Genomic DNA, 22,411 nt, shown 5'->3' with positions numbered 1-22,411 from the left:
ACCGGCCCGTCACTGACGGGGGGACACATGGCAGACCCTGACGCGCCCTTGGACTTCAAGGTCAAGCCGGACGAGCTGGACGGCTGCGGGCAGAGCGCCCAGCACATCGGCGGACTCATACCGGGCGAGACCGCGAAGATCACCGATCCCTGCAACCAGGCCGCCGGCACCCTGCAAGGCTGGCTCACCGCAGCCGCGTTGACCACCTGCGGCAGCAACTGGAAGACCCTGCTGGACAAGCTCGGCGGCGACATGGGCGAGGTGGGCACCAAGCTCGGCACCTCGGCCGCCTACTACCGCCAGGTCGAGCAGGACATCCACACGAACATGATCCACCCGGACACGCCCGTCCCGGACAAGCCGGAGCCGGACCCGTTCGGCACCACCGTCGTCCCCGGCCCGGTGAAGCCCCGCAGCGCGAAGGCGGCGGAGTGACCGATGGACATCAAGACCTTGCACGACGCCGGCTTCGGCAACCTCACCACCGCCAAGACGGCCTTCGACACCCTCGCCACCGCCTTCGGCCAGCACGTGGAGAACTGGCAGCACGACGTCGTCGACCGGCTCAACCACTCCGAGTGGACCGGGACGGCCGCCGGCCACGCCACCACCCGGATCCAGACCCTGCACGACGAACTCCACGCCGCCCAGCAGGAGATCGGCCTGATCAGCCGGGCCCTCCACGACGCCGCCGAGGGCTTCGCCGCCGCCCAGGCCCACCTGATCAGCGCCCTGGACGACGCCAAGGCCCAGGGCCTCACCGTCGCCCCCGACGGCGGGATCACCTGGGACAACGACCCCAACTCCCTCACCTTCGCCGGGCACGGCGCCCCGGAGCACGCCAAGGACATCCGGGACCGGATCAGCGCCGCCCTCACCGAGGCCGACCACGCGGACCGGACGATCAGCAAGCGGCTCGCCCACTTCACCACCAACGCGAGCAACGCCACCGGGCTCGACTCGACGGTCGCCACCAACGACACGGCCGCCGCGAACGCGCTCGAACAGGTCCCCGCCGCCGGCACCGACCCGAACAGCGTCCAGGACTGGTGGAACGGCCTCACCGACGAGCAACAGCGGCGGATGATCCTCAACCACCCCGACCAGATCGGCAACCTGGACGGCATCCCCGCCACCGGTCGCGACCAGGCCAACCGGATCAACCTGCAGCGCAGCAAGGACACCCTCCAGAGACAGCTCGACGCGCTCGGCCCCGAGCCGGACATGTTCAGCGGGGGGGCCGACAGCAACGGCATACCGGTCAAGAACTCCCACTACGACGACTGGAAGAAGCAGCACGACGACCTCGTCGACCAGATGAACGGCATCAACGCCATCGAGAAGCGGCTGAACACCCCGGTCGACGACGCCCACCCGCCGACCTTCCTGCTGGGCTTCGACAACGCCGGCCACGGGCACGCCATCGTCGCCGTCAACAACCCCGACACCGCCACCAACGTCTCGACCTACGTCCCCGGCACCGGCGCGCGGCTCGGCAGCATCAGCGGCGACATCGACCGCTCGGACGCGATGGTCGCCTCGGCCAACGCCGCCAACCGGAAGGCGGGCGACTTCACCACCACCACCTCGTCGATCACCTGGGTCGGCTACGACGCACCGCAGAACCTCGTCCCCCAGGCCGCGGACGACACGTACGCGAAGAACGCGGAGGACAAGCTGCACGGCTTCGAGGTCGGACTCCACGCCACCCACCAGGGGAACATCGCCAACAACACGATCCTCGGCCACAGTTACGGCACCACGACGATCGGCTACACCATGAAGGACAAGGGCCTTCCGGTCGACAACGTCGTCCTCATCGCCAGTCCGGGCGCCGGCGTCGACACCGCCCGGGACCTCCACATCGACCCGTCCCACGTCTACGCGGCGCAGAGCCAGGCCGACATGATCGGCATGGCCGGCGCCGTCGACCCCGGCGGGCTGGCGGACAACTTCTGGGACAACCTGAAGGGCGAGTACGGCTTCGGCGACGACGACCACCACCTGATCCACGGCCGACAGACCACCGTCCCCGAGTTCGGCGCCAACGTCCTGCCCACCGACCCCAACGCCGGGCACTCCGACTACTGGAACAACGGCTCGCCCACGCTGGCCGCCATGGGGCAGGTCATCGCCGGAAGGTAGGACCGCCGCCCGGGAACCGACGCCGGGCCGCACCCCGCCGGGGGCGCGGCCCCCGGGGACAGCCCCTAGGCCTGCCGCATGGCCGCCGCCACGTGCGCACGGAACCAACGCTGCCCGGGATCGACCGAGTTGCGCGGGTGCCAGGCCATCCCCACCTCCAGCGGCGGGAGTTCGAGCGGGATCGGGAAGGTGCGCAGGCCCAGCGCCTCGAAGGTCCGCGGCAGCCAGTCCGCGGGGCCGAGCGTCACCAGGTCGCTGTCCCGGGCCAACAGCATCGCGCCGGTGTGGCTGGGCAGCACCACCGCGACCCGGCGGCGCAGCCCGCGGTCGGCCAGCGCGGTGTCGATCGGGCCGTGCCGCCGGCCGCGCCGGGAGACGCCGATGTGGTCGGCGGCGGCGAAGCGCCGGGCCGTGATCCGCCCCTCGAACAGCGGGTGGCCGCTGCGCGCCACGCCCACCACCGGCGCGGTGACCAGCGGCCGGGTGCGGATCTCCGGGTCCAACTGCCCCAGCACGCCCACCTCGACGTCCACCACGCCCTGGCGCAGTGCCGGTCCGCCCTCCATGGCCTCGGGCAGGAAGACCACGTCCACCCCGGGCGCCTCGGCGCGGATCCGCTCGGTCAGCGGGCCGGCCACCCGGGCCAGCACCGCGTCACCGGTCTGCACGGTGAAGGTCCGCTCCAGCTGCGCCGGATCGAAGCCCGCCCCGGGGCGCAGCAGGTTCTCGCAGCTGCGCAGCACGTCCGCCACCTCCTCGCGCAGTCCGATCGCCCGCGGGGTCGGCACCAGGCCCTGTCCGGCCCGGACCAGCAGCGGGTCTCCGACGGCCCGGCGCAGCCGGCCCAGCGTCCGGCTCACTGCCGCCGGTGAGGTGCCGAGCCGCTCGGCGGCCCGGGTCACGCTGTTCTCCTGGAGCAGGGCGTCCAGGGTCCGCAGCAGGTTGAGGTCCATCCGTGGCTCCTGAACTGTGTTTTTGCGCTGTGGTCAATGATCCTGTGCTGATCCTTGCATTGTTCGGTCGCCGCCCGGCGCGGAGAGTGGAGCCCGTCCGCGCAACAAGTCCTCGTTCAAGGAGTCCACGTGCCGAACGACCCGCGTTCCCACCTCGTCGGAGACGTCCTCGCCGTCGTCAGCCAGAGCGGACCGAGTGTCTCGTTCTTCGACGCCGCCACCGACGCCCTCCTCGACACCCTCGAAGTCGCCGCCCAGCCGCACGAGTTGTGCTTCGACCCGACCCGGCGCCTGCTCTGGTGCACCACCGCCTACCACTCCGGCTACTACAACGCCCACGGCGGCCGGAGCACCAAGCTGACGGTGATCGACGCCGACACCCGCCGGATCGTCGAGGTGATCGACCTGGCCCCCGAGCACGGCCCGCACGGCCTCGCCCTGGACCTCGCCCGCGACCGGCTCTACGTCAGCGTCGAGGCCTCGGCGGACCGCCCGGGCGGGGTCGTGGTCATGGACCTCACGACCCGCCGCCCGCTCGGCCGGATCGACACCGACGCGCCGGGCCCGCACTGGTTCGCCATCTCCCCGGACGGGCGCACCGGTTACGCCACCAACAAGGAGGCGCCGTTCGTCTCCGTGGTGGACCTCGGCCGCGGCGTGCTGACCGCAAAGGTGGAGGTCCCCGGCAGCGAGGGCCTCGCCGTCTCCCCGGACGGCAACCGGGTGTACGTGGCCGCGCCCTACCTCGGCTTCGCCGGTGAGCCCGGCGCCGAGCCCGGCATCCACGTCATCGACACCCGTACGGCCTCCGTGGTGGAGGTCCTGCCCACCGGGTCCGCCGTCATCCCGGTCCATCTGACCTCCACCGGCCGGCTGCTGGCGGGCGAGATCGGTGCCACCCCGGGCCCCGACTCCCCCCTCGGCCGCCAGGCCCCCGGGCGCCTGACCGTCTTCTCCGCCGCCACCCACCGGCCGCTCGGCTCCGTCGAGGTCGGCCAGTTCCCGCTGACCGTCACCTCCTCCCCCGACGGCCGCTTCGGCTACGTCTCCTCCGTCGTCTCCTCGACCGTGGACGTCATCGACCTCCAGTCCCTGACCCCCGTCAGCCGCCTCACCGTCCCCAAGCTCGCCGAACCGGGCGCCCACGGGCTGGCCTACCTCCCCCGCCCGGCCTGACACGCCCCCCGACTCCGGGCGCGGGCGCGCCCGGAGTCCTGCGGGCACCAGAAGGCCTGCCGGCGCCCGGAGTCTTGCCGGCTGCGGGCGCCGGGAGGATCCTGAGGCTCACCCTTCGTTCGGGGGAACCAGGATGAGACGCCGCTTCGGTGCGTTCTGTTCGGCGGTGGCGCTGACGGCGGCGCTGACCGCCGCCACCGCGTGCGAGCCGGTCCTCGACCCGGGCGCGCTACGCCCCCCGGTCCTCCTCCCCGAACCCGCCCCGCCGTCCGCCCAGTGGATCGTGGACCTGGTCGCCACCCTCAACGCACCGCCCCAGTGCCCGGAACCGACCCTGCCGACCATGGCGGTCCTCGACACCGACGGCGGGTACCGGGCGGTCGCGTTCTGGCCGGTGGACAACCTCGACGTCTGCTACGCGGTCATCAACCACCGGGGCGAGACGCCCACGACCATCTGGTTCTCCCCCGTCGAGGACCTCGTCACGCGCACCCCCATGCCCGCCGACACCACGGCGGGCGTGGACTCCTACGCCTTCACGGCCTACCGCGGCCGGGTGGACGACATCGAGGTCTCCGGCGACCCCGACCACCTCGTCAGCCCCGTCCGGCACCTCACCGTCGACCTCGGCCTCGGCGACCTCGTCACCTTCGCCGCGTACCACTACCGGATCCCGTCGACCGGCAAGCCGCTGTCCCTCACCCTCTGCACCCCGACCGGCCCCTGCCGCGACGCCCACTGACCCCGGAGAGGGGGTCTGTCGGACCCCCGGTGGACCCGGGCCCCCTCGGCGGCACGCGCGGGGCCCGCGGCGGTGATCTCATGGAATCCGGCCCGGGACCTGAGGTCCGGCCGTGGGCATCACGGGTGTCCGGGCCGCCACCGCCCAACCTGGAGGAGCACAAAGCACACGGGGAGGAGTCGCCGTTGACCCGACTGGCCTTCCAGACCAGGAACGGCGGTACCGGCAATACGGTGGAGGTGGACGGCCGCAACTACTCAAGCTGGGCGGACATGACCATGGGAGACACGTTCCAACGCCCGCGGATCTCCTACCTGCTGGAGCGGGGGCGGTGCCGGTTTGGGCGCGCCACTGGGCGGCACGGCCTTCTCCCGGTCTCAGCCGAAGTGGCGGATGCCGGCGGCGCCGGGGACGTGGGGGCTCCAGCCCTCGGCGGTGCCGGTGGCGACGAACTGGGCCAGGGCGGTGGCGAATTCGCGGCTGAGCGCGCTGCGGCGGTTGTCGGCTCCGACGAGTACGGGGCTGTCGGGATAGGCGTCGAACGTGCCGAAGAGGTAAGGGAGTTCGGCACAGTGGGTGGCGCCGAGGCGGTGGGGGTCCTCGGCGGGTGCGTGGTCGAACCGGTAGACGTAGGTGGCGTCGCCGCCGGCCGCGTGCCGGTCGGCGATCGCCAGGGAGCCGTCGACGAACAGGTTGTCGGTCTGGATCGCGGTGAAGACCTCCGCCGGCGTTGGGCCGGCGGCGTGTCGCCGGTAGAGGTCGGGGGCTGCGTGCGGGCCGACCTGGGCGGTGAGCAGGTCCAGGGCTTCCGGTTCGGTGAGCTGCTGGATGCGGGGGTTGAAGCCGCAGAACGCCGTTGCCTCGTCGCGGGTGGTGCCGATCAGCAGGGGCTTGCCCCGCAGGCCGCCGCCGGCGTGCGCCTGCTGAAAGGTGCGCGCCAAGCCGGGCGCGCCGAGGACCGGGTACATCGGAGGAGCCGCCTTGCCCGGGGCCGCGAGGCGGGCGGACAGGGCGCCGTAGGCCTCGAGCAATCGCCCGACCGGAACGGCGGACAACAGGGCCAAGTGGTCGGCGCGGAGAGCGATGCCCAGCAGGCGCAGGTAGTCCTCGGCGCGCTCGGCGGCCTCTTCCGGGTCCTGCGGGGCCAGGCCGAAGGGGCCACTCTGCAGCAGGACCTGCGCGACCAAGGGTCCGGTGGCCGCGTCCAGGGCGAGCATCAGGGAGGAGTAGGCCCCCGCGGACTGCCCGCCCACCGTCACCCGGCCAGGGTCGCCGCCGAAGGCGGCGATGTTGTCCCCCACCCAGCGCAGGACCGCGACCTGGTCCTGGAAGCCGAGGTTGGCGGCGCCGATCTCCGGGAGGTGGAGGTAGCCCAGCGGCCCCAGCCGGTAGTTGGCGGTGACCACCACGATGTCGCCCAACGCGGCGAGGCGGGCCCCGTCGTACCAGTCCCAGCCGCCGCTGCCGCTGGTGAAACCGCCGCCGTGCCACCACACCAGCACCGCGCGCCCCGCGCCGTCGCGCACGGCCCGGCGCGGGGTGAACACGTTCACGCTCAGACTGCCCGCCTCGTCCCAGTCCGGCGCCCGCCGGCCCTGCACCCGCTCCAGCCGGGAAGCCGCCTGCGGCACCGACGGCCCCGCCTTCGCAGCCTCCCGCACCCCGCTCCAGCCCGCGTGCGGGCGTGGCGGCGCGAAGCGCAGCGCGCCCACCGGCGACGCCGCGTACGGGATGCCCCGGAAACACAACGCCCCGCCCTCCGCCACCCCGGCGACCCTGCCCCGCCCGGTCTCCACGACCTCGAACCCCTCCGCCGGCATCCGTCCCACCTGCTCTCATCCGTCTCGGTTGCTCCGGGACGTTTCTATGCCCGTACGAGAATCCCGGCCAGAAAGTGGCATCAAAACAGAAGAAGCGCGCCATAAGATCTTGTTTCATGGAGAAAGCGCGCCATCTGCTCGACGAGACTGACCGGCGGATCGCCGCCGCGATGATGGCCGCCCCACGCGCCTCCTGGCGCACCGTCGGCCAAGCACTGGGCATCTCCGAGCGCACCGTCGTGCGCCGCGTGGCCCCTCTGTACGGCGACCGCATTCTGCGTGCCACCGCCGTACGCAACCCCGCCCACTTCCCCGATCTGATCCCGCTCGCGCTGCGCATCCGCTGCAAGCCCAATCGGATCTCGGCCGTCGCCGCCACCCTCGCCCAGCGGCCCGACACAGTCTGGGTCGACATCCTCGGCGGCGGCGACGAGATCTGCACGATCCTCTTCCTCGACGGCCCCGAGGCCCGCAACACCCTGCTGCTGCGCGACCTGCCCGCCACCCCCGCCGTCTCCTCATGGACCTCCCACGTCCTGCTACGAGTCTTCCCCGCCGCGTTCAACTGGAGCGGCGGCCTGCTCAGCGCGGACGAACTCGCCTTCCTGCGCCCGCACCCGCGCCAGGCCCCCACACCCCCCGCCGCGCACCCCGCCGACCTCAAACTGATCAACGCGCTGACCGACGACGGCCGCGCCTCCTACATCGACCTCGCCCGACGCGCCGACACCACCGCCCTCACCGCCCGCCGCCGCCTGGAGGCAATCGTCGAAGGCCAGGTCCTGCGCCTGGCCACCGAAGTCGACCTGGCCCGCCTCGGCATCCGCACCGAGGCCCTGCTGTGGGTCACCGCCGCACCGGGCCGCATGGACGAGGCGGGCCAACACCTCAGCCGCCACCCCCAAGTCCGCTTCGCCGCCGCCACCACCGGCCCCGCCAACCTCCTCGTCGCCGTCGCCGCAGCCGACCTCGACGCTCTCTACCGCTTCATGAGCGAGACCGTCGGCGCACTCACCCAGATCAACACCGCCGAGGCCACTCCCATCCTCAGCGGAATCAAACGCACCGGACTCCTACGCCCCGGCAGCCACTGATCCGGCCACCCGGCACCCGCTCCGCCGTGCGAAGGACTCTCCCCGGCGGGGGGGAACGCCGCACGAGGAGCCCGGCCCTGTCCCTGTCCCGACCTGCGTGCCCGCATGATCAGCCCACGCCTGTCGTGACAGATGCCCCGGGCGACCTTGTGCCTCGGCTTTGTGATCGAACCTCAAGGCGACTGAGCCTCGCCGACATCATCTGATGGAGTTCCTCGTCAGCACCGGCCATCACTCGCAGGTGGCTGCCCGCGAAGCATGGTGGTCCACGCCGGTGCACCGGCTCACCGGCCCGCCCGCGTCCCCGTCCAGCCCGAGTCAGCCGGTTACGGACTGTCTTCCTGGATCTCTTGCGCGCTGCGCACCGGCCCCCTGCCGTGTGGGCAGGGGGCCGATCGCGATCCAGACCGGGTACCCGCACCGGTAGGCATCCGCCAGCAGACACCGCGCCTGCCGCTGCTGTTCGCCGGTTCGTTTGATCACACCCCGGACAGCCCTGCTCGTGAAAGCACGGGATTAGTGGGTTCAGTACTGGATGGAATGGCTGCGGAGGTAGGAAAGCGCGTCCGAACCGGTGGAAAGCGAGGGGGCGGCTTTCGGCCGGTCGGTATTGAAGTATTCGGAGAAGGTGGACGGGGCGGTAGACGTCAACAGGGTGATCGTGCGGTTCCAGTTGCCACCGTCGACGTTCCTCCACAGGTCAAGCAGCGAACCGGTCACGTTGCCCTCGACCTGGTCTCCGGTACCCCAGCCTGGTGAGTGCGCGAAGGACATCTCGGTGCCGTTCGGCCAGACGTAGCGGTAGTCACCCAGGAGGTAGGCAGCGACGGCGTCGGCGAAGCCCTCGACCCATGCACACGTACCACTGCCAGCGCGGTTGTAGATGTACTGGGAACTGCAGATGGTGTAGCTCGGGAAGCCGTTGAACAAACGGTTCATGAAGAAGTGACCGGACTCATGGAGGACGGTGTGCTCGGAGTCGGGGTCGGCGGCGGAGAGATGGATGGTGTGGCTGCCGATGTCGTAGTACGGACCGTCCGTCGAGGTGTCGGTCCACTGGATGTTGAGCTCAGTGCAGTGGTTTCCGTCTGTCTCGTGAGAGGACCAGCAGATGCTGGCGGGGTTGTTGCGGTTCCACCAAAGAAGGTTGACGGTGTCGAAGGCGTGCCAGGCCCGAGCGGTGTCGGAGGAAGGCTTGATCGCGCCCAGCGAAGCGCTGGAGGAGACGTTGTGCAGGGTCTGGGAGTCCAGCGTGTAAGTTGCGCCGCGGGTGTCGTTGACCCTCCACAGTTTCGTACTTTCGGCGTTGAACCGCACCCACATGCTGCTCATCGACGTCGTTGTCGTGGGCGTGTAGCAGAGTCTGAAGCCTCCGTCACCCGCCGTGTACTGGAAATCGGCAGTGAGCTGGTGCGGGGAGTCGGTGGGCTTCTCATTGCCCCACAGCTCGACGTTCGCGCTACGGACCGGTTTGGTCATCGTCGGTTTCGACGTTCCCGCGTCGGCCGACTGGTAGTCGTACAGGAGATTTCCGCTCAAGCAGACAGGAGCCGCAACTGCCGCCGCACTGGTGGCTGACAGCGGGACTGCGGCCATACCGGCAAGAACGGCCGCGCCGAAAGCGGCGAAGCGGCGCGACATTCTCTCTCCTATGCCCATGAACTTCCTTTCAGAGAAACAGAGACGGACGAAGCCACATGCTGGCGCTCTCATATGGATTGACGTTCCATAGGATGATACTGACTGCACAAGCGACGCGGATCACGCGAAGGCGCCAACCGGCGCACGGCGAGTCCTGCCGCACGGTTGAGCGACCCGCCCACCGGATCGAAGTGGTCGGTGGCCGGTTCCACCAGGCGACGCTTCCCGGAACCCCACCGCTGGTCCTCGCAGTGACCCAGCACGTCCGATTCGTCATACCTCCGGGAGTCGACCGGCACGAGCACCTGCCCGTCGGCCACCACGATCGGGCCGAGACTGTGCCGCGACGCGGTGAGCACGGAGGCGGGGGGCGTGCAGGCCGATGCCCGAGCGCCGGTGCTCGTGGCTGTAGGGGGCGTAGACACACTCGCCAGCGGGCATGGCAACGGTCGTAGTGCAACGCCATCAGCGCCGTGAGAAGGTACCGGGTATGAGTGCAGTGAAATTCATTCTAAATATCGTCTGGCTGCTTTTCTGTGGGATTTGGATGGCGCTGGCCTATGCTGTCGCCGGAATTATCTGCTGCCTGCTTGTAATTACCATCCCGTTCGGCATCGCCTCGTTCCGGATCGCCGGGTTCATACTGTGGCCGTTCGGGCGGACCACCGTCGAGCGGGCGGACGCCGGGGCGGCGTCCTGCGTCGGGAACGTGATCTGGCTCGTCTTCGCCGGGTGGTGGCTGGCGCTTGGGCACCTGCTCACCAGCATCCCGCTGTTCCTGTCGATCATCGGGATCCCGTTCGGCTGGGCCAACCTCAAGATGATCCCGGTCTCGCTGATGCCCCTGGGCCGCGAGATCGTCTCCACCGACCAGGACTTCGCCGGGCGGTACTGAGCGCCTGGTGACGTCGACGGCGGCCCGCCCCACCGGGGCGGGCCGCCGTCGTTCCCGTCGGCGTCCGCGCGGATCAGAGGCCGAGGATCCGTACGGCCATCTCGCGCATCTCGACCTTGCGGATCTTGCCGGTGACCGTCATCGGGAACTCCTCGACCACGTGCACGTGGCGCGGCACCTTGAAGTGGGCGAGCCGGCCCTCGCAGTAGGTGCGCACGGTCTCGGCGGTGAGCGGCTCGGCGCCCTCGCGCATCCGGATCCAGGCCATCAGCTCCTCCCCGTACTTCGGGTCGGGGACGCCGATCACCTGCACGTCGAGGACGTCCGGGTGGGTGTGGAGGAACTCCTCGATCTCGCGCGGGTAGAGGTTCTCCCCGCCGCGGATCACCATGTCCTTGATCCGCCCGGTGATGGCGAGGTAGCCGTCCCCGTCCATCACCGCGAGGTCCCCGGTGTGCATCCAGCGTGCCGCGTCCACGGCCTCGGTGGTGCGCTCGGGCTCGTTCCAGTAGCCGAGCATCACGGAGTAGCCGCGGGTGCACAGCTCGCCGGGCTCGCCGCGCGGGACGGTGCGACCGGTGGCCGGGTCGACGACCTTGACCTCCAGGTGCGGGCCGACCCGGCCGACCGTGGAGACCCGGCGCTCGACCGGGTCGTCGGTGCGGGTCTGGGTGGAGACCGGCGAGGTCTCGGTCATGCCGTAGCAGATAGACACCTCCGCCATGCCCATCCGCTCGATGACCTCCCTCATCACCTCGGTCGGGCACGGCGAGCCGGCCATGATGCCGGTGCGCAGGCTGCCGAGGTCGTAGCGGGCGAAGTCCGGATCGGCGAGTTCGGCGATGAACATGGTCGGCACGCCGTACAGCGAGGTGCAGCGCTCGGCGGCGACGGCGGCCAGGGTGGCGCCGGGTTCGAAGGAGGGGGCCGGGATGACCATGCAGGCGCCGTGCGAGGTGGCGGCCAGGTTGCCCATCACCATGCCGAAGCAGTGGTAGAAGGGCACCGGGATGCAGATCCGGTCCTGCTCCGTGTAGTCGAGCAGCTCCCCCACGAAGTAGCCGTTGTTGAGGATGTTGTGGTGCGAGAGGGTGGCGCCCTTGGGGAAGCCGGTGGTACCCGAGGTGTACTGGATGTTGATCGGATCGTCCGGCGCCAACTCGCCCTGGATCTCCGCGAAGTGGGCGCGGAGCTCGGGACCGGCCTTGCGGCCGGCCGCCAGCAGACCGTCCCAGGCCGGGCTGCCCAGCAGGACCACCCGCTCCAACCCGGCGCAGCGCGGCCGGACTTGCGCGATCATCCCGGCGTAGTCCGAGGTCTTGAAGCTCTCCGCCGCGACGAGCAGCCGGATCCCGGCCTGGTTCAGCACGTATTCCAACTCGTGGGCCCGGTAGGCCGGGTTGACGGTGACCAGGATCGCGCCGAGCTTGGCGGTGGCGTACTGGGTGAGCGTCCACTCGGCGCAGTTGGGGGCCCAGATGCCGACCCGGTCGCCCTTGGCGATCCCGAGTTCCAGCAGGCCGAGGGCCAGCGCGTCCACGTCGGCGGCGAGTCGGGCGTACGTCCAGCGGCGGGCGGTGGGGCGGTCGACCAGGGCGTCGCGGTCGGGGAAGGCGCGCACCGCGCGGTCCAGGTTCTCCCCGATGGTGTCGCCCAGCAGGGGGACGTCCGAGGTGCCGGAGGCGTAGCTGCGCGGGGACGGCGTGGTCGGCACGGGCGGGCTCCTGGGTGCGGCGGTGCGGCGGTGCGGGACAGGCCACCATGGTCGCGGTCCCGGATCCGCGCCGCCACCCCCGAACGGGGGTACCGACACGACGCCGGGGCCGCCCGTCGGATTCGACGGGCGGCCCCGGCGCTCGGGTCAGCCGATGATGCAGATGTTGCCGAACCCGGGGTTCAGCAGGCCCCCGCCGATCGAGTTGCCGCAGACATTGGCCTCGAAGTTGATCGGGAACTGGATCTGGTTGCCGGAGAACACACCGGGCGAGTTGGCGGCCACGCCGTTGGCGGTCGCGTCGCCTGCGGCGGCGGTGCCGGCACCGGCCAGGACGGCCACCGCGGCGAGCGCGGTGGCGGCGAGGGTGGTGCGAATACGCATTGCGTGACTCCTTGTGAGGGAAGCAGACGTCCGTGTGACGATCACACTCGCACCGATCGAACGCGAAGGCAGGCCGGGAGCGTCCGGATTGGTCACCCAGAGGGCGTGTCGCGCTCCGACGCCGCCGGCGCCGACCCCGGCGCCGACCCCGCAGACCCGGACACGCTCAGTGATTCCAGCAGCTCCCGGGCCGGTTCCAGCCCCGGTTCCGCCACCACCGCACGGTGCAGCAACCCGAGCGCCAACCCCCCGTCACCCGCCGCCAGGGCCTCCAGCGCCCGGTTGTAGTCGATCCGAGCGGCGTAACGCAGCCGGAACAGCACGCCGAGATCCTCCCGGCAGGACGGGCAGCCCAGCGTCTCCCGGTCCGCCGGCACCTTGCACAGCGGGCACAGCACGTCCAGGGACGTCACGGCACCCGTCGCGGCACTCGTCGCGGCACTCATCGCGGACCCGCCTCCTCCGGACGGACCGGACCGAGCGACTCGGCCGCCGGCTCGCTGCCGAGCTCCCGCTGCGCCTGCGCGTACAGGGCCAGCAGGTTCGACATGTGGGTGTTGACCGCCTCCATGTTGGGCGCCTCCACCGCGTCGTCCAGCCCGCGCAGCTCCGCCATGATCCGCTGGGACAGGGCCGGCGAGATCATGTTCTGGCTCACGTAGACGTTGCACATGGTGAGCATCCGGAAGGTGTGCCCGAGCGAGTCGCACAGCTCGTCCGCCCTCTGGGCCGCGCGCATCGCGCCCTCCCAGTCGGCCGCCTCCCGGCGCAGCCGCAGCTCGGCGGCCACCGAGCGCAGCCGGTCGAGGTCGCTCGGGTCGAGGTGCTTCTCGCAGTAGTGGATGAACAGGCTCAGGTACGCCTCCGAACCGCGCACCCAGCGCTGGGCCTTGAGCTGGCGCTGCGCCCGCTCCAGCGCCTCGTCCACGGACTGGCCGCGGGTCTGCCCGGCCGCCAGGTCGTCCAGGGTGTCCATCAGCCGCTGGGCCTCGCGCATCTCGGCCTCGGTGAGCTCGCCGCCCCAGCGGTCGGTGAAGGTCTCGATCTGCCGCTGCTGCTCCTCGACCTGGACCTTCAGTTCCGGGTCGAGGGTGACCCGTTCCAGCTTGACGGTCTTCTCGGCACCGCCCTGGATCCGCACCGACAGGGTGATGGTGCGGTCGCGGTCGAGGCCGAAGGAGACCTCGACCGGGGTGCGGCCGCCGAGACCCTCCGGCAGGCGCAGGGTGAGGTGACCGATCAGCTCGTTCTGCTGGGCGATCTCGTGCTCACCCTCGTACACCGCGATCTCCAGCCGCTGGCGGCCGCTGCCGGAGACCACGAACTCCCGGCTGACCGGCGAACTGGTCGGGTAGCTGGTGTTCTTGGGAATGATGACGGCCAGCCGGCCGTCGTTGAGCTCGATGCCGAGGTTCTTCGGGGTGATGTCGAAGGGGTTGGTGACCTGCATCAACTCCCCGCAGCCGGCGCAGACTTCACTGCCGGGCGGGTTCACCCTGGAGCAGGAGGCGCAGCGCAGGCCGACGTCCTCGGCCGCGGTGGAGGCCACCTTGGTGTGGCCGGGGGCGGCCGAGTTGAGCGACTCGCCGCACAGTTCGCAGGCGGTGACGCCGGGGGCGGCCGGGGTGCCGCAGCGCGGGCAGTTGTCGCCGCGCACCACGGTGGCGGCCTGGGACTGCTTCGGGATGGCCGTCCCGGCTCCGGCTCCGGCTCCGGCCGTGGCCGTGGCCGAAGCGGCCATGTCCTGGCCGCACTTGGGGCAGGCCGGGGCCTCGGCGTCCACCGGGATGTGGCAGGTCGGGCAGGAGACCCGGTCGCCGCCGAGCAGGGAGGTGGCGCAGTTGGCGCAGTTGGAGGCCGAGAGGTCCCCGGGGGCCCTGCACTCGGGGCACTCCACCTCGCCGACCAGCGCGGACTGCACGGCCGCGCCGAGCGCCACGCACTGCATCGGGTTGACGCCGCGCTTGATCCGGCGGGTGCCGAACACCTCGCCGAGCCGCCGCTCGACCAGCGGGATCGAGGTCGAGCCGCCGACCAGCACCACCTCGTCGATGTCCCCGACGGTCAGGTTGGCCTGCATGATGGCCTTGTGGGTCAGCTCGATGGTCCGCTCGATCTGGGCCTCGATCAGCTCCTCGAAGCGGGCCCGCTCGAACTCCGTCTCCAGCACCAGCTGTCCGGCGCCGAGGCCGGGCAGGATCACCTCGGAGGACTGCTGGTTGGAGAGCTCGATCTTGACCGTCTCGGCCGTGGAGGCGATCTTCGGGCGGTCGCGCAGGTCGGGCTGGTAGTCGGAGCCGTACTCCTCGCGGATGTCCTCCAGCAGCGCGGTGGTGATCGCGCGGTCGAAGTCGTCGCCGCCCAGCAGGTTGTCGCCCTCGATGCCGAGCACCGAGACCGAACCGGGAACCAGCAGCAGGATGGAGATGTCGAAGGTGCCGCCGCCGAGGTCGTACACCAGGACGGTGCGGCCCTCGTCTCCGGCCTCGCTGGCGAGCCCGTACGCGAGCGCGGCGGCCGTCGGCTCGTTGATGATCCGCAGCACGTGCAGGCCGGCCATCCGGCCCGCCTCCTGGGTGGCGGCGACCTGCCGCTCCCCGAAGTAGGCGGGGACGGTGATGACGGCCCGGTGGAAGGGCTCGCCGAGGCGCTGCTCGGCGTCCTGCTTGAGCCGGTGCAGGATGATCGCGGAGATCTCGATCGGGGTGTAGGAGCGGCCGTTGAACCAGACGTTGACATCCCCGTCGGTGCCCGCGGTGACCTTGTAGTCGACCTCCTTGAGGGCCGCCTGCACCTGCGGGTCCTTGAACTTGCGGCCCATGAAGCGCTTGACCGAGCGGATCACGTTGGCGCCGTCGATGGCGATCCGGCTGCGCGCGGTCGAGCCCACCAGCAGCTCGCCCTTGCGGCCGCTGCCGACCACGGAGGGCGTGGCCTCCTGGTTCTGCCGGTTGAAGATGATCTCCGGCTCGCCCCGGCGCAGGTGGGCCACCACCGAGTTGGTGGTGCCCAGGTCGATGCCGAGTGTGCGGTACATGTCGTTCCCCTCTTGCCCCTCGTGGTCCTGGCTACTTCTTGCGCTTGGCCCGCTTGGCCGGCCGGCCCGGCGCCTTGGCCTGGCGACGGGCCCTGGGCGGGACCGGCCTGGCCGGGGCCTCGACGGGCTCGGGCTCGGGCTCGGGCTCGGGTACGGGCGCGGACCCGGTCGCGACGGCGTCCGGTTCCCCGGGCTTCTCCAGCTCCTCGGGCTTCTCCAGCTCCTCGGCCTGCTCGGGCTGCGCGACCTGCTCGGGCCGCTCGGATCCGATCAGCCCGATCCGGGGGTCCTCGGCCGGTGGGAGCGCCGACTCCGGTGCGGCGACGACCACTTGGGCCCGGCGCAGCACCTCCTGCTCCCAGAAGAACCCGGTCACCACCGTCTGCACCACCGTCTCCGGCGCCACCCCCGGCCGCACCTCGGTGCCGACGATCTCGGTCAGCGCGGGGTCCGCCGCCAGCCCCTCCAGCCGCATCGGCTTCACCCCGGCCCTGGCCAGCCGGCCGAGCAGCCGCCGGCGGGTGGCCTCCAGCCCCGCGCCGCGACCGTGCGCGACCAGCTCGCGGTCGAGCCCGAGCGCGGCGAGCGCGTCGTCCACCTCGACCAGGACGCCCAGCAGCTCCCGCTGCGCGGCCCGGGCCTGCTGCTTCTGCTCGGCCAGCTTGTTCCCCAGCAGTGATGCCCGGAAGAGCAGTTGGGTGAACTTGGCCTCCAGGTCGACGGACTCGACCCCCGGCGGGATCTCCAGCGGCCGGTGGCCGTCGAGCAGGGATGCGGTCGGTGCGTCGGTCATTCCGGGACCTCGATCTGCGGCAGTACGGACAGGTCGGCCGCGTAGCGGGCGGGGACGGGCGGTTCGGGGTCGGCGCCGCCGGGGGCGGGCTCGGCGAAGTCGGCGGCCGCCTCGGCCCGGTGCAGGGCGAGCAGGGCCGGGGCCGGGGGCAGTCCGGGGCGCTCGATCACCAGCAGCGGTTCGGCGAGCGCGGGGGCCAGCAGGTCGGCGGCCTGGTCGACCGGCTCGGGCGGCAGCGGCTGCTGGAGGTCCACCTCCAGGCGGCGGTCCGGGTTGCGCAGCAGCGCCGCGGCGTCCTGGATCTGCTGGCGGCTGAACCGGCCCGCCTTCAGCGCCTTCCCGACCGAGAGGTTGATCTCGCGCACCCCGGCTGTGAGCGGGATGCCCAGGACCTCGTACGGCGACGGTTCGTGCAGTGGCATGGCGGGTGGTCTCGCTCCTCACGGCTCGGGATTCACGTGCGCTCTTCGTTCCGGCTGTTCCGGCTGTTCCGACGGCGCCGTTCGTCGGGCGGTTGCGTTCAGTTGAGCTTCGCGATGCGCTGCTGCAGGGCGCGCAGCTCACGATCGCGCGGGTTGTGCGAGACGGCCCTGGCGATCGCCGCCTGGGCCAGGTGGTACTGGCGGGCGTTGGCCTCGGCGACGGCCATGGAGCTGTAGACCACCGCGAGTTCACTGTGCAGCTTGGTGTTGTCCGCCGGGCTGGCGGCCAGTTGGAGCGCATCCTCCAGCAGACTGACCGCGACGGCGTAGCGGCGGGCCTCGAAGTGGCTGATCGCCTCGCCGCGCCAGACGCTGACCATCAGCCGGCGGATGTCGGTCGAGTCGTCGTAGGACATGGCCTTCTGGAGCATGGCGGCCTGGGCCTCGAACGGTTCGTCCTGCATGTTGTCGATGACGTGGTTGGCGAGCATCACCGAGATCCGGCGGTCGGCCTCCCTTCCGGCATCGCCCTCCCACTCCGGGTCCCAGAGCAGTGCCTGGATCATGTTGCCGCTGGCGCGGGCGCGGTCGTCGGCGAAGGCGGCGGAGCGGGCGAGCTGGCGCAGCACGAAGGCCATGCCGTGCCGGTGCTCCGGGTCGTCGCTGAGGTCGATCAGCTGCTTCCACAGTCCGACGGCCTCGGTCAGCTCCTCGTCGGAGGCGTCGACGCGGCTGAGCTGGCCGGCCCGGTTGCCGAGGGCCGCCTGGAGGAAGTGCTTGGCGGTCGGGTCGCCGGGGGCGAGTTCGAGGCTCTTGGCGAGCAGGTCGAGGGCGCGCGGGTAGTCCTTCTCCTCGTTGTTGATCTTGCGAGCCCACTGGGCGTAGGTCGCGCCGAGGTCGCCGCGCACCTCGGGGTCGTCCGGGGCCAGCGCGTACGCCTTCTCCAGCAGTTCGGCCGCGCCCGCCTGGTCGTCCACGGTGTTCTTCAGCAGTGCGCGGGCGGCCCGGACGCCGGACTCGGCCGCGATCCGGGCCGTGTCGGCCGGCAGCACGACGCCGGGCACGGTCCGGGCCCGGGTGAGGCAGTCCAGCGCCTCGCGCCAGTCCTGGTTGCGGTGGTGCTCACGGGCCTGGTTGACCAGCGCCGCGCGGAGCAGCGCCTCCCAGGCCGCGTCGCGCTCGCCCTCGGCCACCGTGTCCAGCGCGGCCACGGCCGCGGCCTCGCGGCCCTGGAGGTGCAGGTACTGCTGGGGGCCGAGCGTGCCGAACAGGGCGAGGGCCCGGGTGAGCGCGGGCGCGTCGGGGCCCGCGGGGCGCCGCCAGGCCCGTACGGCCTGCTCGAAGGCCTCGGCCCAGGCGGTGGTTCCGGGCTCGGTGCGCAGCAGCCCGTCCAGTACGGGGCCGACGACCAGGCGGCGCGCCGGGCGGCCCGGCAGGGTGATCCGGACGTCCTCCTGGGCGAAGGCGTCCGCGGCGTGGGCCTCCATGCCCAGGCGCAGCGTCCAGGCGGTGACCTCGTCGCCGCTGCGCCCGGCGGCCCGGTCGAGGGCGCGAAGGTCCTCGCGGAGGCGGTCGGAGAGCGCGGTACGGGCGGCGGCCATCCGCTGCGGTTCGGCCGGGCGGCCGGTGATCCGGGCGGTCTCCGCCCACAGCTCCTCGCGGTGCAGGGCGGCGACCAGGCAGCCGACCGTCCAGGCCCAGACCTGCTCGTCCGGCGCTTCGGCGGCCGCCGCATACCGGTAACCGGCCAAGCCGAGCGCGTGCAGCAGCCGGGGGTGGGCCGGGTCCTCGAGCAGCAGCTCTCGGTAGGCCTGGTACGCCTCCCGGTGGCGGCCCTCGGCGGCGTGCTGGTGGGCCTCGTGCTCGCCCAGCAACACCAGCGCCCCGGCGGCCTGCGGGTGGTCGGGCGCCAGGATCAGCGCCTGGCGCAGGTCACCGGCCGCGTGGCCGGGCCGCTCGGCGGCGAGGGCGGCGCCGGCCCGGCGGACCAGTACGGCGGCCCGGGCGGCGCCGGCCTCCGCGGGCAGGTCGGCCAGGGCCTCGTCCAGGCGGCCGAGTTCGGCGCGCAGCAGCGCGAGGTCGAGCCGTACGGACGCGGCGGCGGCGCTGTCACCGAGCGCCTCGGCCCAGGCGGCCAGAACGGGTTCGGCCTGTTCGGGGGTACCGGCCCGGCGGGCGCAGTCCAGTACGGCGCGCAGGGCCGGGCCGGCGCAGCGTATGCAGCGCGGCGGGGCGGCCTCACCGGGGGCGTGCAGGTGGTCGGCGCAGGCCTCGCGGCCGCAGCCGCCGCAGGCGCCGGTGGCGGGGCGGGCGCAGACGGCGCAGTCCCCGGCGGGATCGGCGGCGCGGGCGGCGGCGGCAGGCTCGGGCGCGGGCGCGGGCGCGGGCGCGGGCGCCGTACCCGCGCTCAGGAAGTGCCGGTACCAGTCCAGCGCCGTACCCCAGTTGCCCGCCCGCTCGGCGAGCAGGGCGCGCAGCCGGGCGAGTGCCGGGTCCCCGGCCGGGTCGGGGTCGAGCGGGCCGAGCAGGGCGATGGTCTGGACCGGCCGGCCCGCGAGCAGGGCGACGGCGGCCAGGTGGTAGCGGTCGCGGAGCCCGGCAGCGGCGTCGAGCAGGGGGGTGACCTGGTCGGCGGAGCCCGCGGCGAGCGCGAGCGCGGCGCGCAGCCGGGCCTGCCGGTGGGTGAGCGCGCCGGGCAGGGTGTCGGCCAGGGCGAGCGCGGCGGCGGCCGCTTCGCGGGCCTCGGGGCGGTCGCGGCCGGTGATCAGCAGGTGGGCGGCCTCGCGCAGGGCCGCCTCGCGCAGGGCGAGGCGGTAGCCGGGGGCGGCGGGGTGTTCGGCGGCGGCCCGCTCCCAGAGTGCGCGGGCGGCGGCCGGGTCGGTGGCCAGCAGGGTGCGGGCGAGCCGATCGCGGGCGAGGGCCTGGCGGTCGTTCAGTTCGGGGTCGTCCAGGGGCTCCCAGCGGGCGAGGGCGCCGGCCGGGTCGTCGGTGCGGGCGAGGGCGAGGCCGTGGTGGTAGGCGGCGATCCGGCTCCAGCGGGAGTCCGGCCGCTCGTCGGCCTCGGCGCGCAGGATCGGTTCGGCCTCGGCGGCCTGCCCGGCGGCGGTCAGGGCGGCGCCGAGCCGGACCCGGGCGGGGCGCCAGTCAGGGGCCTGGCCGAGGCCGGTGCGGTAGTCGGCGGCGGCCTCGGCGTGCCGCTGGGCCCGTTCGTGGACCAGGGCGAGGCCGAACCGGGCCGGGGCGAAGGAGGGTTGGACGGTCAGCGCGGCGGTGAACTGCTCCCGGGCCTGGTCGTCGGCTCCGAGCAGCAGGGCGAGCCGACCGAGGGCGTAGCGGGGGCGCGGGTCGCCCGGGCTCTCCCCGGCCGCCGCGGCGAGGTCGGCCCAGGCGGCGTCGGTGGCGCCGAGCCGCTGCCGGGCGAGGCCGCGGAAGAGCAGGCTGTCGGTGCGCAGTGCCGGGCCGCGGCCCCACGGGGAGGGCTCGCCGGGGCCGCGGCGCAGGGCCTCGTCGAAGGCGGCGACGGCGGGTTCGTCCCGGTGCAGGGTGAACAGCTGGGCGCCCCAGCGGAACCAGAGTTCGCCGCTGCCGGCGGGGGCGGCCGCGGCGAGCAGCGGTTCGGCCTCGGCGGCCCGGTCGGTGGCGCGCAGCAGGGCCGCGCGGGCGAGCACCGGCCAGTCCTGGCCTGGGAGCGCGGCCATGGCCCGGACGGTGGCGTGGTCGCGCTGCTCGGGGCTGCCGTCGCGGCACAGCTGGTGCAGCCACTGGCGGGCGCGGGCGGCGGCTTCGGCCTCCTCGCCGGGTTCGGCGCCGGTGGCGGTGGCCTGGAGGAGGACGAGGACCGGTCCGAGGTCGCCGTCCGGGTCCTGCATCCGTTCCTCGGCGAGGCGGCGCAGGCTCCACCGGGGCAGTTGGCGGGCCGGGTCGGTGAGCAGCGGGAAGGCCTCGCGGTGCAGGGCGAGGGTGGCCCGCTGGTCGCCGGTGGGGATGGTGGCCTCGGCCTGGCCGAGCAGGGCGAGGCCGCGCTGGGCGCGCAGTTCCTCGGGCCCCGTGGCCAGTTGGCGGGCCAGTCGGGCGTAGCGGCGGCGGGCCTGCGCGGCCTTGCCGGCCGCGAGCTGCTCGGCGGCCGCGCCGAGGGCCTTGGCGACTCCGGCCGCGTCCAGGGTGGTTCGCCTGCGGGCGAGCACCACTGCGGCCACACCGGCCAGTGCCACGATGATCAGCAGCACCGCGAGCTGCGCCATGCACCGTCCCCCTGCGCTTCGAGAGCGTCCCACTCCATGATCAACATTCCCCGTACGACCATGAGTTGACGTTGTTTCGTGATGTTGCTCGGGCGCCCATCAGAATAGGCCCTCCTCCGGGCAGACGAACAGAAATGAGCACTATCCTGAGCAGGCGCAGGCCGCTCCGCAGCTGCGCGTCCACAGCGGTGAGAAGCGTCGGGAGAAGGTGATCACTGCTCCACCTCTCTGGGCGAGTCATAGCGATTCGACCGTTTGGACTGATTGTCAGTGCTGTCCGGTATGGTCCGGGATGTTGCTGATCCGGCTCTGGCTGGGGGGGTCGTGCGGAAGTTTGAGGAGCGTCCTGGGTACGTGCTCCAGGCATACCGTTTCGCGCTCGACCCGAACGCCGAGCAGGACGGTCGGTTGCGGTCGCATTGCGGCGCCGCTCGCGCTGCGTACAACTGGGCGGTGTCATGGGTCAAGGCATCGTGGTGGCAACGAAAGGCTGAAGAGTCCTATGGCATCCCCGAGGCCGAGCTGACCGCGTGGCGGCCGTGGTCGCTGCCCGCTCTGCGAAAGACGTTCAACGAGGTCAAGAAGACCGACCCCCGGTTCGCCGACTGGTGGGAGGAGAACTCGAAGGAGGCGTACTCCACCGGTCCGGCGAACGCCGCCGCCGCGTTCGACAACTACACGAAGTCCAAACGTGGACGGCGCAAGGGCGGGCTGGTGGGGATGCCGCGCCGGAAGTCGAAGCACAGGGCCCGACTGTCGTGCAGGTTCACGACCGGTGCCATCCGAGTCGAGGCGGACCGGCGGCATGTGACGCCTCCTCGGCTCGGGACGATCCGTACCCACGAGTCAACGCGCAAACTCGAACGACGGACTCGCAACGGCACGGCACGCATTCTGTCGGCGACCGTGCGGTCCGAGCGGGGCCGCTGGTTCGTCTCCTTCCGGGTCGAGGTCGTGAAGAACGAGCGGGTGGCGATGCGGCCCGATGTCGCGGTGGGCGTGGACCTGGGCGTGAAGTGCCTGGCGGTGATGGCCGACAGCACCGGTGTGGTCAGGTACGTGCCGAACCCTGTTCACCACGACGTCCGAGTGTTCACCTGCGACGCCTGCGGCCCGGTCATGGATCGGGACGAGAACGCGGACCGCAACCTCGCCGACCTCGCGTCGGCCCGCACCACGGGTACCGGAGTGGCCGGAGCCCCGGACGCACAAGCGTCGAAACCGCGCGGAGCCAACCGGAGGACCCGCGCCACCGCCCACAGGCGCAAGGCCACGGGTGGGCGGGCAGGTGGCGCAGTGCCGCAGCAGCGGAAGGAAGCGCGAGACCGTCATCAGGACACCACGTTGCGGTGAC

General features: G+C 72.2%; 17 protein-coding genes. 7 read left to right on the top strand and 10 right to left on the bottom strand.

The genetic code is table 11. The features are described 5' to 3' along the window. Positions 1 to 27: 27 nt before the first annotated feature. Together ACH4J0_RS12635 and ACH4J0_RS12630 are read left to right on the top strand one after the other, a co-directional pair. Positions 28 to 435, top strand: a complete 408-nt coding sequence (locus ACH4J0_RS12635) for a hypothetical protein (RefSeq protein ID WP_396239141.1) — start codon at positions 28 to 30, stop codon at positions 433 to 435. A gap of 3 nt (positions 436 to 438) precedes the next feature. Beyond that, complete coding sequence (locus tag ACH4J0_RS12630; protein WP_396239139.1) at positions 439 to 2,145, top strand: alpha/beta hydrolase; 1,707 nt, start codon at positions 439 to 441, stop codon at positions 2,143 to 2,145. Positions 2,146 to 2,210: 65 nt separating this feature from the next. Here the strand turns inward: ACH4J0_RS12630 and ACH4J0_RS12625 are convergent, their stop codons facing one another. Beyond that, the gene (locus ACH4J0_RS12625; RefSeq protein WP_396239136.1) at positions 2,211 to 3,098 is read right to left on the bottom strand and encodes a LysR family transcriptional regulator; all 888 of its coding nucleotides are present in this window, start codon (positions 3,096 to 3,098) and stop codon (positions 2,211 to 2,213) included. A gap of 129 nt (positions 3,099 to 3,227) precedes the next feature. Here ACH4J0_RS12625 and ACH4J0_RS12620 point away from each other — a divergent pair, with 129 nt between their 5' ends. Further along, the gene (locus ACH4J0_RS12620; RefSeq protein WP_396239133.1) at positions 3,228 to 4,274 is read left to right on the top strand and encodes a YncE family protein; all 1,047 of its coding nucleotides are present in this window, start codon (positions 3,228 to 3,230) and stop codon (positions 4,272 to 4,274) included. 133 nt (positions 4,275 to 4,407) lie between these two features. Beyond that, the gene (locus ACH4J0_RS12615; protein ID WP_396239131.1) at positions 4,408 to 5,016 is read left to right on the top strand and encodes a hypothetical protein; all 609 of its coding nucleotides are present in this window, start codon (positions 4,408 to 4,410) and stop codon (positions 5,014 to 5,016) included. 377 nt (positions 5,017 to 5,393) lie between these two features. On the opposite strand, the gene ACH4J0_RS12610 is transcribed toward ACH4J0_RS12615, so the two are convergent. Beyond that, complete coding sequence (locus ACH4J0_RS12610) at positions 5,394 to 6,836, bottom strand: carboxylesterase/lipase family protein (RefSeq protein WP_396239129.1); 1,443 nt, start codon at positions 6,834 to 6,836, stop codon at positions 5,394 to 5,396. A gap of 116 nt (positions 6,837 to 6,952) precedes the next feature. Here ACH4J0_RS12610 and ACH4J0_RS12605 point away from each other — a divergent pair, with 116 nt between their 5' ends. Then, positions 6,953 to 7,930, top strand: coding sequence for an Lrp/AsnC family transcriptional regulator (locus ACH4J0_RS12605; RefSeq protein WP_396239127.1), 978 nt, complete (start codon positions 6,953 to 6,955; stop codon positions 7,928 to 7,930). A gap of 525 nt (positions 7,931 to 8,455) precedes the next feature. Here ACH4J0_RS12605 and ACH4J0_RS12600 read toward each other — a convergent pair. After that, a complete protein-coding gene (locus tag ACH4J0_RS12600; protein WP_396239125.1) occupies positions 8,456 to 9,571 on the bottom strand; it encodes a metalloprotease in 1,116 nt (371 codons plus the stop codon). Positions 9,572 to 10,061: 490 nt separating this feature from the next. Between ACH4J0_RS12600 and ACH4J0_RS12595 the strand changes: the two genes are divergently transcribed. Then, positions 10,062 to 10,466, top strand: coding sequence for a YccF domain-containing protein (locus ACH4J0_RS12595; protein ID WP_396239123.1), 405 nt, complete (start codon positions 10,062 to 10,064; stop codon positions 10,464 to 10,466). 73 nt (positions 10,467 to 10,539) lie between these two features. On the opposite strand, the gene ACH4J0_RS12590 is transcribed toward ACH4J0_RS12595, so the two are convergent. The 7 genes from ACH4J0_RS12590 to ACH4J0_RS12560 all read right to left on the bottom strand — a co-directional run bounded on the left by ACH4J0_RS12590 (position 10,540) and on the right by ACH4J0_RS12560 (position 21,057). Next, positions 10,540 to 12,180 (bottom strand): AMP-binding protein, encoded by a 1,641-nt coding sequence (locus ACH4J0_RS12590; protein ID WP_396239121.1) that lies wholly within the window; start codon positions 12,178 to 12,180, stop codon positions 10,540 to 10,542. Positions 12,181 to 12,327: 147 nt separating this feature from the next. Further along, positions 12,328 to 12,564, bottom strand: coding sequence for a chaplin (locus ACH4J0_RS12585; protein ID WP_396239119.1), 237 nt, complete (start codon positions 12,562 to 12,564; stop codon positions 12,328 to 12,330). Between the two features lie 92 nt (positions 12,565 to 12,656). Continuing rightward, complete coding sequence (locus ACH4J0_RS12580) at positions 12,657 to 13,010, bottom strand: hypothetical protein (RefSeq protein ID WP_396239117.1); 354 nt, start codon at positions 13,008 to 13,010, stop codon at positions 12,657 to 12,659. Next, positions 13,007 to 15,601: an Hsp70 family protein gene (locus ACH4J0_RS12575; RefSeq protein WP_396239115.1), complete on the bottom strand. Its 2,595-nt coding sequence runs from the start codon at positions 15,599 to 15,601 to the stop codon at positions 13,007 to 13,009. The genes ACH4J0_RS12580 and ACH4J0_RS12575 overlap by 4 nt, the downstream gene beginning before the upstream one ends. 31 nt (positions 15,602 to 15,632) lie before the next feature. Beyond that, on the bottom strand, positions 15,633 to 16,394 hold the full coding sequence (gene grpE, locus ACH4J0_RS12570) for a nucleotide exchange factor GrpE (RefSeq protein WP_396239113.1): 762 nt from the start codon (positions 16,392 to 16,394) through the stop codon (positions 15,633 to 15,635). Then, positions 16,391 to 16,816, bottom strand: a complete 426-nt coding sequence (locus ACH4J0_RS12565; RefSeq protein WP_396239111.1) for a hypothetical protein — start codon at positions 16,814 to 16,816, stop codon at positions 16,391 to 16,393. Before ACH4J0_RS12565 ends, grpE begins: the two co-directional genes overlap by 4 nt. 98 nt (positions 16,817 to 16,914) lie before the next feature. After that, entirely contained in the window at positions 16,915 to 21,057 is a 4,143-nt protein-coding gene (locus ACH4J0_RS12560) for a hypothetical protein (RefSeq protein WP_396239109.1), read from the bottom strand. A 354-nt stretch (positions 21,058 to 21,411) separates the two neighbouring features. Here ACH4J0_RS12560 and ACH4J0_RS12555 point away from each other — a divergent pair, with 354 nt between their 5' ends. Then, complete coding sequence (locus ACH4J0_RS12555) at positions 21,412 to 22,410, top strand: helix-turn-helix domain-containing protein (RefSeq protein ID WP_396239107.1); 999 nt, start codon at positions 21,412 to 21,414, stop codon at positions 22,408 to 22,410. The last annotated feature ends 1 nt before the right edge of the window (position 22,411 follow it).

Origin of the sequence: Kitasatospora sp. NPDC017646, assembly GCF_044329365.1 — a bacterium.
GTDB lineage: Bacteria > Actinomycetota > Actinomycetes > Streptomycetales > Streptomycetaceae > Kitasatospora.
The sequence above is the reverse complement of the archived record's forward strand: the minus strand, read 5'-3'. Positions and strand labels throughout refer to the sequence as shown.